Origin of the sequence: Bacillus cereus group sp. MYBK15-3 (assembly GCF_051916765.1) — a bacterium.
GTDB lineage: Bacteria > Bacillota > Bacilli > Bacillales > Bacillaceae_G > Bacillus_A > Bacillus_A cereus.
The window spans coordinates 18,713-34,137 of record NZ_JBQAHG010000010.1 but is presented as its reverse complement, the minus strand read 5'-3'; the positions used below and the strand labels follow the sequence as shown (position 1 = coordinate 34,137).

Sequence of the window (15,425 nt, the reverse complement as noted above, 5' to 3'; positions counted from 1 at the left end):
ATCCATAGATTAAATAGTATAGAAAATATTTAATTCTTATTTTTATTAAAAAAGTATGAATCCCAGATTTACTGGATTTTGATTGTAACTAAGAACATATAAAAGTTCACTGTTATTTATAGGAGAGTCTGTTTGTTTTTATATCTTATGTATTTCACCCTGCATAAAAAAATATTTCTCAACATTTTATTTGTTGAAAAAGATTGAATATTCGTATTATAACGAATATTATGTTGTTATCGGCAAAAAACGATAATTTGCAGACACTGGGGAGGAAATACATTGAAAAAGAAAAAGAAATTAAAACCATTAGCGGTATTAACAACAGCAGCAGTACTAAGTAGTACGTTTGCTTTTGGAGGTCACGCAGCGTATGCTGAGACACCAACATCATCTCTACCAATAGATGAGCACTTAATACCGGAGGAGCGTTTGGCTGAAGCGCTAAAACAACGGGGGGTAATTGATCAATCTGCATCACAAGCTGAGACTTCAAAGGCTGTCGAAAAATATGTTGAGAAAAAGAAAGGGGAAAACCCTGGGAAAGAAATCTTAACAGGAGATAGTCTTACGCAAGAAGCCTCTGACTTTATGAAAAAAGTAAAAGATGCAAAAATGAGGGAAAATGAACAGGCGCAGCAGCCTGAAGTAGGCCCAGTAGCTGGACAAGGTGCAGCATTGAACCCTGGGAAATTAAATGGAAAAGTACCTACTACATCAGCGAAGCAAGAAGAATACAATGGAGCTGTTCGAAAAGATAAAGTACTTGTTTTACTTGTAGAATTTAGCGATTTTAAGCATAACAATATTGATCAAGAGCCAGGATACATGTATTCTAAGGACTTTAATCGTGAACATTATCAAAAAATGTTATTTGGTGATGAACCATTTACTTTATTTGATGGATCGAAAATTAACACATTTAAGCAATATTATGAAGAACAATCTGGTGGTAGCTATACAGTTGATGGGACTGTAACAGAATGGCTTACTGTTCCAGGAAAAGCATCAGATTATGGTGCTGATGCGGGTACTGGGCATGATAACAAGGGGCCTTTAGGACCAAAAGATTTTGTGAAAGAAGCATTAAAAGCAGCGGTAGCAAAAGGAATCAATTTAGCAGACTATGACCAATTTGATCAATACGATCAAGATGGTGATGGAAATAAAAATGAGCCAGATGGCATTATTGATCATTTAATGGTTGTACATGCTGGCGTTGGTCAAGAAGCTGGCGGCGGTAAATTGAAAGATGATGCGATTTGGTCACATCGTTCAAAACTAGGTTCAAAACCATATGCAATTGATGGCACGAAATCTTCTGTTTCGAACTGGGGCGGAAAGATGGCTGCATATGATTATACAATCGAGCCTGAAGACGGAGCAGTTGGTGTGTTTGCACATGAGTATGGCCATGATTTAGGCTTACCAGATGAATATGATACAAAGTACTCAGGACAAGGTGAACCTGTTGAGTCATGGTCTATTATGAGTGGTGGTAGCTGGGCTGGAAAAATTGCAGGAACAGAGCCAACGAGTTTCTCGCCACAAAATAAAGAGTTTTTCCAAAAGAATATGAAGGGGAACTGGGCGAATATTCTTGAAGTAGATTATGACAAACTTAGCAAAGGAATCGGTGTTGCAACATATGTAGATCAAAGTACTACAAAATCTAAACGACCTGGAATTGTTCGTGTTAACTTGCCGGACAAAGATATAAAAAATATCGAATCAGCGTTTGGTAAGAAGTTCTATTACAGTACAAAAGGAAATGACATTCATACAACACTTGAGACACCAGTATTTGACTTAACAAATGCAAAGGATGCTAAGTTCGATTATAAGGCATTTTACGAACTTGAAGCGAAGTATGATTTCCTTGACGTATATGCGATTGCAGAAGATGGAACGAAGACACGCATTGATAGAATGGGCGAAAAAGATATAAAAGGCGGCGCGGATACAACTGATGGTAAGTGGGTTGATAAATCATACGATTTAAGCCAATTCAAAGGAAAAAAAGTAAAACTGCAATTTGAGTACTTAACAGATATTGCAGTAGCTTATAAAGGATTTGCGTTAGATAATGCAGCCTTAACTGTAGATGGAAAAGTTGTTTTCTCTGATGATGCAGAAGGTCAGCCTGCAATGACGTTAAAAGGCTTTACTGTGTCTAACGGATTTGAACAGAAAAAACATAATTACTATGTAGAGTGGAGAAATTACGCTGGTTCTGACACTGCGTTACAATATGCACGTGGCCCAGTATTTAATACAGGAATGGTTGTATGGTATGCGGATCAAAGCTTTACAGATAACTGGGTAGGCGTTCATCCAGGTGAAGGGTTCTTAGGAGTAGTAGATTCTCATCCAGAGGCAATTGTAGGGACATTAAACGGACAACCTACTGTGAAGAGCAGTACGCGTTATCAAATTGCCGATGCGGCATTCTCATTTGATCAAACACCAGCATGGAAAGTAAATTCACCAACACGCGGTATCTTTGATTATAAAGGATTACCAGGAGTGGCAAAATTTGATGATTCTAAGCAATACATCAACAGCGTTATTCCTGATGCAGGACGTAAGTTACCGAAGCTAGGACTGAAGTTTGAAGTGGTAGGCCAAGCTGAAGACAAGTCTGCAGGTGCAGTTTGGCTTCATCGATAAAATAAGGTGAAAAGAAGAGAAGCTGCGATAAGTCGGTGAAACTGACTGATTGCAGCTTTTTTCTTCTTGTGAAAAAACTCGCTGTTTTTTATGTACTTATTGGAAAAATATGAAGTTTCTTTGATACATAAAATGCTCCGTCTGTCCAATTATAGAAGCTATTTTGGACGTAAGAAATTTGTAAGTAATGAGTAAGAAAAAAGAGATTTTCATAGTATAAAATATTTATTATAGCTACTTTTAACACCTGATACTAATAGTGTGCTATAATATGAATTAGCAACAAAAAGGAAAGGAATTAGAACAATGACCTTAGAAAATACTAAAAATTTAAAAAAACAAGTTGCTCCTTTTGAAAAATCAACGATTAAAAAAAGTGTTTGGCAACTGATCAACACAATCGTGCCATTTATTATTTTATGGTACCTTGCTTATAAAAGTTTGTCAGTTTCTTATTGGTTAACATTAGTTCCAGCACTGTTAGCCGCTGGATTTATGACAAGGATTTTCATTATTTTTCATGATTGTACCCATTATTCATTCTTTAAAAGTCGACGTGCAAATAGAATAGTTGGAACGTGTATGGGCGTTTTAACATTATTCCCATTTGATCAGTGGGGGCATGAGCATTCTATTCACCACGCTACGAGTGGTAATTTGGATAAGAGGGGTACAGGGGATATTTGGACGCTTACAGTAGATGAATATGTAGCAGCACCATTTAGACTCCGTTTAGCATATCGTTTATATCGCAATCCATTCGTTATGTTTGGGTTAGGCCCGATTTATGTTTTCTTGCTTAAAAATAGATTTAACCGAAAAGGTGCTAGAAAAAAAGAACGTATGAACACTTATTTAACGAATATTTTAATCGTTGCTATTGTAGGAATGCTTTGCTGGGCAATTGGATGGCAATCGTTTCTTTTAGTACATGGTTCTATATTTTTAATAGCAGGTTCAATAGGGATTTGGCTGTTTTACGTACAGCACACATTCGAGGATTCTTATTTTGAAGAAGATAAAGAATGGGAATATGTGAAAGCGGCAGTGGAGGGAAGTTCTTTTTATAAACTTCCAAAAATTTTGCAATTTCTAACGGGTAATATTGGATTTCATCATGTTCACCATTTAAGTCCAAGAGTACCTAACTATAAACTAGAAGAGGCACACAACAATACCCTTCCTTTAAAAAATGTACCAACAATTACGCTTGCTACAAGCTTGCGTTCACTCCGTTTCCGTCTTTGGGATGAGAAAAGTAACAATTTTGTTAGCTTTAAAGATGTCAAAAATATAATTAAAAATAATGTTTCTGTTCGGGTGAAATCTGAACTATAATTGCATCGTATATAAAATTCCCCTTAATCATTTTCGATTTAAGGGGAGTTTTTGTTTAAAGATTAGATGCCAGATAAGAAGAAAAATTAAATGTTTCAAATTGTAATGGAAGCAGATTAGGAATTGCTAGTACGTAAGTACAAATACAAGATGACAATAAATGCATTATGTTAACAATTGGAGTTATCATGAATTTTCCATTACGATAACTGTTCATAAATCCGACGAAAATTAATAGCAAAAGGGGGATCGTACAACAGTATATCTAAAAAATTAGAAAAGACTTGGACGGAAATTTCATTCATTTTTCTTGGTGTTCCGCATTCCATACACTTAAATAGGATGCATATTCTAATTCATCTGGATTGTCATGTAACATAGAAATGAATTCTAATTTATTTCTATCACAATCTAGAAAGTATACACTTGCAGCGGGCATCCACCTTTGGACAATTGGCTCTTGATTTCCTTTTCCTTGACTTCCTATCACTTCTATTCCACGCTCCTCTAACCACGCTTTAGAAGTCATTAAAAACTCTAAATTTACACCAAAAGCAAAATGTCTCAGCTCAAAGTCTTCGATATTATTTACTTCCCATAGTCCAAGCATTTGTTTTTTATTTTCTCCGACCCAAAAGAAAGCCACTCTTCTTTTGGAGAGTTTTCTTGCTAACGTTAATCCTAGCTTGTTTTGATAGAAATTTATCGCTTTTTCTAAATTTCTTACATGTAAATGAGTTTCGTATATGTTCTGTATCATTATGATCATTCCTTTCTTTCTTGATAACTACCAGTTGAGTAATGAATGTAATTCTAATAATGTACAGCTATATCTGATATACCTATTTATTATTATATCGAAATTGAAATACGATAAATCCAACTGAGGTAGCAAGTTCAAATGAAAATTTTACTACTTTTGTAGGAGAAGAGAAAAATCCATTAAATTCAGGTGAACTCATATTTAAATAATAAAAAAAGACAACACATGAAGTGAAACGCCACGTGTTGTCTTTTTTGTATCGTACAATATTAAGAAGTTTCGCTAATTTTAGTTTCACTTTGAGTGTTAGTTGCAATTCTTTTCTTAACTTTAAAGTGATAGTAAGTATAGCAAAAGATGATAAATGGTACAGTACAATAAATGCCTAGTCTTTGATCTGGGATAAAGATAAGACTTACTAATATAATGCCATACAATCCAAAACCAAGAATTGGTACAAGGGGATAGAGTGGAGTTCTGAACTTCAAATCGTCTAATTTTCCACCTTCAGCTAAATAGTGTTTGCGGAAAAAGAATTGAGAAACACAAATTGACATCCAAACAATAATTGTTATGACTCCAGAAATGGAAATTAACCATAAGTAAACCGTTTCAGCAGCTACGACGCTTGTTAAAAGAGAAAAAGCAGAAATAGCTATTGTCATGATTAAAGCGTTGAGAGGAATCCCACGTGATGATAATTTCTTTAAAAATGCTGGAGCCATTTCGTTTTTTGATAAAGACCAAAGCATGCGAGTAGCAGCGTATAGTCCTGAGTTTGCAACAGAAAGAACAGCAGTAAGAATAACAAAGTTCATAATATCAGCTGCATATGGAATACCGATATTATCAAAAACAGCAACGAATGGGCTCTTTGTGAGTCCTGCTTCTTCCCAAGGAATTAAAGCAACAAGAACAAAGATTGCTAAGACGAAGAAAAACATTGTGCGCCATATAATATTTCTAATAGAACGAGGTAAAGTTTTTGCTGGATCTTCGCTTTCACCTGCTGCGATTCCGACAAGCTCTGTACCTTGGAAGGAATAATTGACTGTAACCATTGTTAATAGAATAGCTGCAAGTCCATTCGGAAATAAACCACCATGATTTACGAAATTTGAAAGAAGTGGAGCTGGTTCGTCGCCTTTTAAATCAATAAAGCCGAACATAGCGGCGCCACCAAGAATTATAAAAGCTATAATGGCAGATACTTTTATACTTGAAAACCAAAATTCTGTTTCTGCATAACTACGAGCAGATAATACGTTAATAGTAAAGATTGTAACGCCAAATATTAAACACCAAACCCAAACAGGAATATCAGGAAACCAGCGCTGCATTGTAATACCGGCAGTTGTAAATTCAAGACCGGTCGTATTCGCCCAGCTTAACCAATACAACCATCCGATTGTAAAGCCAGTTGCAGGATTGATGAATTTAGTGGCATATTCCTGGAAAGAACCCGAAACAGGCATGGCTACAGCGAGTTCACCAAGACATAGCATAACGAAATACATTAATAATCCACCGGCCATAAAGGCAAGTACGGATCCACCAGGTCCAGCTTGACTTATAATAAAGCCAGATCCGTTAAATAACCCCGTTCCAATCACACCACCGAGTGCAATCATGAATAAGTGTCTACTTTTCATCGTACGTTTTAATTCATTGTTTGTATTGTTTACTTGCGCCATTGTTTTCCTCACTTTCGTAGTTGATAGAATAAAGTTTGATGTTTTTCCGTATTATGGAATGTATTCCGTGATGTGAAATCTTGTTATAATTTTCAGATAATTAAAAAGAAAAGTCAATATTTTTTTGTTTGCGTTTTCAATTCGTTGTTAGTGATATGTTTTTATTGTTAGAAAATTAAATAAATAGATTGATTTCATTTCGAATGTTTGCTAAATTGATAGTTAATTAAGCGTACTAACATATTACGAGTAAAGTTGAGGCGAGTTATGGTACAGTCCATTGATCGAGCGATAAGTATTATTAAATTATTGAATTCTACAAATGAAAAAGAGTATTGGGCTATTTCTGATATAGCTGATGGAACACATCTCCCGGTTAGTACAGTACATAGATTACTTAACTCTCTAATGGAGCATGGGTTAGTTACACAAATTTCAGAGACAAAACAGTACAAAATTGGACCAATGTGGATGGAAATAGGGTTGCGTCAATTGGAGAAGGTAGACTATAGATCTGTTGCAAGAGAAGTGATGAAACGTTTGGCTGCTGAAGTGGAAGAAAGTGTCTATTTGAATATTCCAAACGGAACACATTCTATTATCATTGAAAGAATTGATAGTCCTTTAAAAATTCGAGTTATTGATAATCTAGGAGAACAAATTCCACTTTCAATTGGTGCTGCAAATAAAACGATGCTTGCCAATATGAAAACGAATGAAATGGAACATATTGTAGAGTATTTACTTCCTTCATTACCAGAACAAAAGCAAATTCTTCTTAATCAGATAAAGCAAATAAAAAATGAAGGATATGCTGTCAGTTATGGTGAAAAAACAGAAGGGACAGCTTCAGTAGCTGCACCTATTATCGGATTTAATCATAAAGTAGTAGGAGCATTAAGTGTTGGGTTAATTAGTCATCGTATTAATGATGATCGACTATCTTTTCTTATTAGCAAGGTAAAACAAGCAGCTCATGAAATATCAATAAAAATCGGCAGTACATCAGAACTATAATTTTGATAGCTGTCGTCATTTTTTATTCATATATTGGAATTCGTTTTCATAATGCGGAAAAATAGGGGGATTTATATGTCAAAGTGGCAATCAAAAGAACAATTGATTCAATTATTAAGCAGTCTTGTTGAAATTCCTAGTATTACAGGTACAGAGGCTGAAGTGATATTGCCAGACTTTGTTGTGGAGCAATTATCTGATTTACAGTACTTCAAAGAAAACCCGCACCATGTGCAAAAAAATCCGACGGGGGACGGACGATATTTTGTTACAGCACTAGTAAAGAAAAGCGATAGTACAAAAAATACTGTAATTCTAGTAAGTCACTTTGATGTTGTAGATGTACAAGATTACGGAGTGTGGAAAGAAGATGCATTTAATCCTAAAAAGTTAACATCTATGTTTTATTCTCATAAAGATGAACTTCCAGACCATGTACGTGAAGATATAGAACATGGAGATTGGCTGTTTGGTAGAGGAACAATGGACATGAAATGCGGCCTCGCATTACAAATGGCAATGATTGAACAAGCATGTGAAGGAAGATTCGATGGGAATGTTCTTTTATTGGCTGTACCAGATGAAGAAGTGAATTCTGTAGGGATGAGGGCCGCTGTTCCGAGACTATTAGATTTAGCAAGAGAGCATAATTTAGATTATAAAACGGTCTTAAACTCAGAGCCTATGTTTTCAAGACATCCTGGTGACCAAAATAAGTATATTTACACTGGCTCTATTGGTAAAGTGTTACCTGGTTTTCTTTGCTACGGAAAAGAGACACATGTAGGTGAACCTTTTGCAGGGTTAAATGGGAGTTATATGGCTTCATTAATAACAGCAGAACTAGAGTTAAACACAGACCTTTGTGATATTGTAGAAGGGGAAGCGAGTCCTCCACCAACTAACTTACTTCAAAGGGACTTAAAAGAGGATTATTCTGTACAAATTCCGCATCGTGCAGTCACATTATTTAATTTGTTTTTATTAGAAAAATCAATGACAGATGTAGTTTCATTGTTACGTCAAAAAGTAACGAAAGTAGCAGAGAAAATAGAAGAGTCGTATGAAAAACATGCATATCGTTTTTCTAAATATAATCCATTTATACCACCTAATCTCAAAGTAAATGTATTAACTTATGAAGAGCTTATCACATATGCAATTGAGCAACATGGACGAGAAAAAATAGATCATATTCAATCTAATATTATAAAAAATAGAGGAGATAAAGATGATCGTGCGGTAACGATTGATTTAGTAGATAAATTAGCGATTTTATGTAAAGAAAAGGCACCGATGATTGTACTTTTCTTCGCTCCGCCGTACTATCCAGCTGTGAGTTCACGCAACAATCCTTTAATAAAAGAGGTAGTTGTAGAAATGGAAAAGTATGCACATTACAATCATAAAATTACATTTGAAAACCAAAATTATTTTGGGGGGATTTCAGATTTAAGCTATGTAGGCTTGCAGTATCCACTGGATTCAATGAGTTCGCTTGTAGACAATATGCCATTATGGGATAAAGGCTATTCAATTCCGCTTCAGGAATTAGAAGAGTTTGATGTTCCAGTATTAAATATGGGACCGGTAGGAAAAGATGCACATCAATGGACAGAACGTCTAGATGTAAACTACGCATTTGAAACACTATTAGATATGTTACCGAAATGCATTGAAAAATTATTAGTTTCTAATAAAATTACACAATCATAGTAGGGAATAGGTAAGGGATAAAACAGAACCTTTAAAGAAGAGTCAAATAAAATTATTTTAATATAATTAAAAAGTAGAACGGCCAAGCTCAATTTTATATGAGTTTGGCCGTTTATCATGTAGTGAATTTTTAATTAAAAGTATGTGAATTCATAGCTAACGTAATCTCTTTTATAGTTTTATTTTTTAGTTTGACCAGATAGTTCAACAGACTTTTGCGTACAACGCTGCATAGCTGAAATAATCGCTGTTCGTAATCCTTTTTCCTCTAATGTCGCTACAGCTTCTATTGTCGTTCCGCCAGGAGAACAAACCATATCTTTCAATTCACCTGGATGTATTCCTGTTTCTAGTACCATTTTTGCAGAGCCTAACACAGCTTGAGCAGCGAATTTATATGCTTGATTTCTTGGCATACCATCTAGTACAGCAGCATCTGCCATCGCTTCTATAATCATATATACATAAGCTGGTGAAGAACCACTTACGGATGTGACAACATCCATTAATTTTTCACTTACGATCTCTGTTTGACCAAAACTATTGAAAATGTTTAGTACATCTTCTAAATCTTTTTCTGTAACCATTTCATTAGGGCATAATGCAGACATTCCTTCTCCAACAAGAGCAGGAGTATTAGGCATTACTCTTACAACCTTTACTTTTTTATTAAAGGCATTTTCAGTACTTTCAATGCTTTTTCCAGCAGCGATCGTAACGATGATAGCATCGTTTTTGATTACTTCTTTTATTTCATTAATTATTGATGAATATAGGTCTGGTTTGATTGATAAAATTAAAATATCAGCATTTTTAGCTACTTTATTGTTGTCGGTAGTTGTAGTTAGCCCATATTTTTCACTAGCATTTTTTAAATTAGCAGTGTTTAAATCTGAACAAATAATTTGATTTGAAGACACTATATTTTTGTTTATCATTCCGCCAATCATAGCCATTCCCATATTTCCGCAACCGATGAATCCAATTTGTTTATCCATAATAACTCAATCTTGCTCCTTTTATAATCAATTATATCGGTTTGATATTATTTTCTTAGAATAAGAATAACATCCCTGTGCAATATAAAGAAACATTCTAAGAGAATATATTCCTTTTTGCAACACTAAAAGACAAAAATTAATTATATTCGACATTATGTAAATATATACACTATAATGTAAGGTTTTATGTTTATGAATATGAGTTAAACTTATATCATTTTGTATTTTCATTCAGTAGGGCGATAATTTCATACAAATAACTTGTGGTTCTATTTATTTTTAAAAATACCTCTTGACACCGAATCGAACTATATCGCATAATATAAAAAAATTAGATTGAAAATCGTTGAAGGGAATTAGTACATATGTCTTCTTGCGAAAGAGAGTGGAATTCACCGGCTGAAAGATTCCTCGTATAGAATATATCGAACCTATCCCTGAGTCTTAAATGAAAGTTTAGGCGTTCGCCTGCGTTATAGGCACCAAGTGGATATCTATGTATATCAATTAAGGTGGTACCGCGGAACAATGACCGTTTCGTCCTTTTTATTTTATTAAGGGCGAAGCGGTCATTTTTATTTTGCTCTTAAATACTTCAGTGCAGCATTGATGAGAATAGATATAGTTACAAAGTGAATGAAGTGTAATTTATAAAAAAACTTTGATTTTAGACTTGGGGGATAAAAAAGTGAAAAAACAACGAATTGTTGTAAAGATTGGGAGTAGTTCCTTGGCAGATAGTCATGGAGGCATCTCTACAGAACAGCTTTCAGATCACGTTGCCGCATTGGCTCGGTTGAAAGAAGATGGGCACGAGGTTGTGTTAATTACATCTGGAGCCGTCGCTGCAGGTTTTTCAGCGCTAGGATATCCTAGCAGACCTGTAACGATTAAAGGGAAACAGGCTGCAGCAGCTGTCGGACAAAGTTTGTTAATGCAGGCGTACACGGAGGAATTCCGTAAATATGGCATCGTTACTGCGCAACTTTTGCTGACGAGAAGTGATTTTTCTAGAAAAGAACAATATAGTAATGCTTACGCTACGTTAGGAGAATTATTAAACCGTTCCGCTCTTCCAATTATTAATGAAAATGATTCCATCTCTTTAGAGGAGCTAACGTTCGGTGATAATGATATGCTGTCAGCTTTAGTAAGCGGGCTTGTTTCGGCGGATATGCTTATGATCTTTACGGATGTGAACGGGTTATATGACAAAAATCCTCAGAAAAATGCGGATGCAAAAAAATATTATTTTCTTCCTGAAGTTACGGAAGAAATTTCTTCTCTTGCAGGAGATGCAGGCTCAAAACTTGGGACTGGCGGTATGAAATCAAAAATCGATGCTGCAAAGACAGCACTCTCTCTTGGTGTGAGTGTATTTATCGGAACAGGACGTGGACAGGAAAAGTTTGTAGATGTTTTGAAGGGTAAGGGTGATGGAACGTATGTTGGTAATGCTCCTCAAAAAGAAATGAAGATGAACAAGCAATGGATTGCCTTGCATTCGCTTGTTAACGGACAAATTGAAGTAGATGCTGGGGCAGCTACTGCCATCATTCAGCATGGGAAGAGTTTACTTCCAGCTGGTGTTACGAATGTATCAGGATTTTTCCAAGTGGGTGAAGTTGTAGAGGTTGTAACGCAACAAGGGCGCGTAATAGGAAAAGGACAATGCACATATAGTGCAGAGGAACTAAGAGATGTAAAAGGTATGCAAAGCCAAGATATTCAAGTAAGAGGCGAGAGACATAGTTATGAAGTCATCCATAGGGATCATTGGGTTTCACTTTAAAAAGGAGGAAATAAAAATGAATGAAGTGTTGGCAAAGGGGATAAAAGCAAAAGAGGTTGCTAGAGAACTTGTGCTTAAAACTACAGATCAAAAAAATGAAGCACTTGCTGCAATTGCTAATCAGCTGATAGTAGAAACAGCTTATATTTTAGAAGAAAACAAACGGGATATTGAAGAAGGTAAGGAGAAAGGATTTTCTCATTCAATCCTTGATCGCCTTTTGCTGAATGAACAGCGAATTGTTGATATGACAGAGGGTATTAAGCAGTTAATTGAATTACGTGATCCTGTAGGAGAATGTGTAAGTGCATGGGAACGACCAAATGGACTATCTATTCAGGAGATGCGCGTACCACTTGGTGTTGTCGGAATGATTTATGAGGCAAGACCGAATGTAACTGTTGATGCTGCTACAATTTGTTTAAAAACAGGAAACGCAGTAATACTACGTGGTAGTTCTTCTGCTATTCATTCTAACAAAGCCATCGTTAGCGTTATTAACCGGGCGCTTAAGCAGACTAGCTTGCCTTCAGAAAGTGTACAGCTCATAGAAGATACAACGAGAGATAGTGCAAAACAGTTGTTTACATTGAACGAGTACTTGGATGTTCTTATACCAAGAGGCGGTAAACAATTAATTGATACAGTAGTGAGGGAAGCGTCTGTTCCAGTACTTGAAACAGGTGCGGGGAATTGTCATATTTTCATTGATGAAACAGCGGATAAACAAATGGCATTTGATATTATTATAAACGCAAAAACGCAGCGTCCATCTGTATGTAATGCAATTGAAACGATTGTACTTCATGAGAAGTGGGCAGAGCAATATGGTAGCGAGTTGTTTTCTTCCTTGAAGGAAAGAGGAGTGGAGCTACGTGGTGATAATAAAGCAGTGGAGATTGATCCTTCTATCTTACTTGCGACAGAAGAAGACTGGGAAACTGAGTTTTTATCTCTCACACTAGCAGTGAAAGTGGTTTCCACTGTTGAAGAAGCGATTCATCATATAAATACGTATGGATCTATGCATTCTGAAGCAATTATTACTGAAAACGAGGAAAACGTCAGCAAGTTTTTTACTTCTGTAGATGCCGCGGTACTTTATCATAATGCATCGACTCGTTTTACAGATGGATCCGAATTTGGATTCGGAGCGGAAATTGGTATCAGTACACAAAAGTTACACGTAAGAGGACCAATGGGGCTTCCAGCATTAACTTCTACAAAATATGTGATTCGTGGAAATGGGCAAATTCGAAAATAATAATAAAAGACACTCAATTGGCTTGGGTGTCTTTTATTATAAAAATTATTTACCATACAAATAGCCCAACGAGCATAGCACTTAATAAAGAAACAGCCATCCCGCTAACAAGAAGCTTCCAAACATTTTTACCGATGACTGATGATTTTTCTCCGCCAAATAATGAATTGTAAGTTCCGTAAATCATACCTACTGTACTAAAGTTAGCAAAAGAAGCTAGAAATGTCGTTGCAACCGCAACCGTATGCGGTTGTAGCGATTTTAAGTTTGATTTTAAATCCATCATTGCAACAAATTCATTCGTCGTTATTTTGATCCCCATTAATTCAGCTACATACATAGCATCACTGCCTGATAAACCGAGTAAAAATGCAAAAGGACTAAAGATAATGGAGAAGATTTTTTGAATTGTTAACCCCGTTACAAAAAATCCTAAAATCCCATTTAAACATGCTGTTAAAGCTACATAACCAATTACCATAGCTAAAATAACGATAACCATATTCATCCCAACTAACATACTGTTTGAAATAGTAGAAAAGAAATCCTTTTTTTCATGTTTTGAAGGTGTGTAAACAACGTCTTCTTCTTTCGAAACTTCCACAGGATTTAATACATTGGCTAAAATTAATGCGTTAATACAATTTAATGGAATGGCGCTGAAAATATATGTTGCTGGCACCATTGATAAATAAGCGCCAAGAATGGATCCGCTAACGCTACTCATACTCATAATTCCAAAAGTTAATAATCGATTTTCTTTTAACACAGATAATTGATCACGAACAACCGCAAGTGCTTCGGTGTTTCCTAAAAACATCATTTGAATCGAAAAGAAACTTTCTAACTTTGGTAAACGAGAAATCTTTGAAATAACTGCACCTACTTTATCAATAATCCAAGTTAAGATTCCGAAATAAGATAGAATATCGAAAAAAGTAATAACAAAAATGATAGGAAGTAACGCACTAAAGAAGAAATCAATGTGCTGGCTTTCCATAGCTGAAGGAAATGCAAATCGAATACCTTCATTCGCACATGCTAGTAGCCAACTGAAAAATGACGCAATTTTATTAATGATAATACTGCCGAGCTTTGTGCCTAACATAAACCATGTAATAAAAAGCTCCAATAGGATGAGAATTACAATTGGTCTCCATTTTATATGTTTTTTATTAGGCGAACATAAGAAAACGATTAATATGACAACGAAAATCCCTAACATATTCAATATGAAATACATGTCAACAACTCCTTGAGGCTTATTATTTGTATATAAAAAAGCCTCTATTCTTCCAAATTTGGATTATGATCAGAAGTTATGAAGAGGGTAAATGATGTTTGGGATTCACGTATTTTAATTTGCTTTATTTTGAGCAATCGCAGTATTTACAAAACAAGTAGCTATTTTCAATTATTTGGTTGCATGTTAAACGTCAGCAAATGTAAACATCGCTTATAAATAAGAACGGTGAGTTGGCCATGAACCTTGGAGTTTTCGAAGTTGTATAATTTGTCCTGTATGATAAGCATCGTGCAAAAGGATATTCAAATATTGTTGCCAAATTGGTAGAGAAGGCTTTGGCTGATCTAGTTCTGCTTCTTGAAAGGATGTTAATGAAGCTTGTAAGGCATCATGTACTTGAAGCGTTCGGTTCACTGTTTGCTGCCAAGCGGCATCATCATTAGGTCCACCTTGGATAAACGTCTCATCATTATTTTGTGGAGCCACAAATGTGTCGTCATCATGTAAGCGGGAATGTAGGCGTTCTTTAAAGATTAATAAATGGTTCACATTTTCCCAAATCGTATTACTGGCAGCACCTTCTGGTTTCCAACATGCTTGTTCAGCAGTAAGATTTTTTAACGCTTCAGATATCGGTGGGTACCATTCTTCCTCGTAAAAAACTTGTTGGACTCCATTTTGCAACATTTCTTTTCTTTCCATTCTTATAGCCTCCTGTTCATTTTTCTTAATAAAATCAATTCGCTTTTCTCTTCAATAAACCTTCTCTATAGTTGAACAAGAGAGTGAAATACAACGTATAATTGAGCCATTAAAAAATCTCATTTTTAATATGATATTTAATAATCAAGGCTTTCATTGAGTCAGAATGAAAAGAGTATGAACCTTTTTCTGTTTGCTCATTGATCAAAGTTTTTTTAAAAT

At 35.4% G+C, this 15,425-nt stretch carries 11 protein-coding genes and 1 other annotated feature; of the genes, 6 read left to right on the top strand and 5 right to left on the bottom strand.

Annotation, left to right across the window (positions count from 1 at the left end; all coding sequences use genetic code 11):
• Positions 1–282: 282 nt before the first annotated feature.
• Positions 283–2,670: an immune inhibitor A domain-containing protein gene (locus ACTFR8_RS27655; protein WP_000727449.1), complete on the top strand. Its 2,388-nt coding sequence runs from the start codon at positions 283–285 to the stop codon at positions 2,668–2,670.
• Between the two features lie 306 nt (positions 2,671–2,976).
• Complete coding sequence (locus ACTFR8_RS27650) at positions 2,977–4,008, top strand: fatty acid desaturase (protein WP_000171499.1); 1,032 nt, start codon at positions 2,977–2,979, stop codon at positions 4,006–4,008.
• Positions 4,009–4,309: 301 nt separating this feature from the next.
• On the opposite strand, the gene ACTFR8_RS27645 is transcribed toward ACTFR8_RS27650, so the two are convergent.
• Together ACTFR8_RS27645 and ACTFR8_RS27640 are read right to left on the bottom strand one after the other, a co-directional pair.
• Positions 4,310–4,768, bottom strand: a complete 459-nt coding sequence (locus ACTFR8_RS27645) for a VOC family protein (protein ID WP_000615639.1) — start codon at positions 4,766–4,768, stop codon at positions 4,310–4,312.
• Between the two features lie 272 nt (positions 4,769–5,040).
• Positions 5,041–6,465, bottom strand: a complete 1,425-nt coding sequence (locus ACTFR8_RS27640; RefSeq protein ID WP_252209594.1) for an amino acid permease — start codon at positions 6,463–6,465, stop codon at positions 5,041–5,043.
• A 267-nt stretch (positions 6,466–6,732) separates the two neighbouring features.
• Here ACTFR8_RS27640 and ACTFR8_RS27635 point away from each other — a divergent pair, with 267 nt between their 5' ends.
• Together ACTFR8_RS27635 and ACTFR8_RS27630 are read left to right on the top strand one after the other, a co-directional pair.
• Positions 6,733–7,482, top strand: coding sequence for an IclR family transcriptional regulator (locus tag ACTFR8_RS27635; RefSeq protein WP_000250752.1), 750 nt, complete (start codon positions 6,733–6,735; stop codon positions 7,480–7,482).
• A gap of 51 nt (positions 7,483–7,533) precedes the next feature.
• The gene (locus tag ACTFR8_RS27630; protein ID WP_119781599.1) at positions 7,534–9,198 is read left to right on the top strand and encodes a M20/M25/M40 family metallo-hydrolase; all 1,665 of its coding nucleotides are present in this window, start codon (positions 7,534–7,536) and stop codon (positions 9,196–9,198) included.
• A 179-nt stretch (positions 9,199–9,377) separates the two neighbouring features.
• Here the strand turns inward: ACTFR8_RS27630 and proC are convergent, their stop codons facing one another.
• Positions 9,378–10,196: a pyrroline-5-carboxylate reductase gene (gene proC, locus ACTFR8_RS27625; protein WP_000360729.1), complete on the bottom strand. Its 819-nt coding sequence runs from the start codon at positions 10,194–10,196 to the stop codon at positions 9,378–9,380.
• Between the two features lie 340 nt (positions 10,197–10,536).
• Positions 10,537–10,747: a binding site (T-box leader), on the top strand.
• A gap of 140 nt (positions 10,748–10,887) precedes the next feature.
• Between proC and proB the strand changes: the two genes are divergently transcribed.
• Together proB and ACTFR8_RS27615 are read left to right on the top strand one after the other, a co-directional pair.
• Positions 10,888–11,991: a glutamate 5-kinase gene (gene proB / locus ACTFR8_RS27620; protein WP_252209593.1), complete on the top strand. Its 1,104-nt coding sequence runs from the start codon at positions 10,888–10,890 to the stop codon at positions 11,989–11,991.
• A gap of 16 nt (positions 11,992–12,007) precedes the next feature.
• Positions 12,008–13,255 (top strand): glutamate-5-semialdehyde dehydrogenase, encoded by a 1,248-nt coding sequence (locus tag ACTFR8_RS27615; RefSeq protein ID WP_252209592.1) that lies wholly within the window; start codon positions 12,008–12,010, stop codon positions 13,253–13,255.
• A gap of 49 nt (positions 13,256–13,304) precedes the next feature.
• Here ACTFR8_RS27615 and ACTFR8_RS27610 read toward each other — a convergent pair whose 3' ends face one another.
• Complete coding sequence (locus ACTFR8_RS27610) at positions 13,305–14,498, bottom strand: NupC/NupG family nucleoside CNT transporter (protein ID WP_000273603.1); 1,194 nt, start codon at positions 14,496–14,498, stop codon at positions 13,305–13,307.
• A 213-nt stretch (positions 14,499–14,711) separates the two neighbouring features.
• The gene (locus ACTFR8_RS27605; RefSeq protein ID WP_088046316.1) at positions 14,712–15,203 is read right to left on the bottom strand and encodes a DinB family protein; all 492 of its coding nucleotides are present in this window, start codon (positions 15,201–15,203) and stop codon (positions 14,712–14,714) included.
• Between the last annotated feature and the right edge of the window lie 222 nt (positions 15,204–15,425).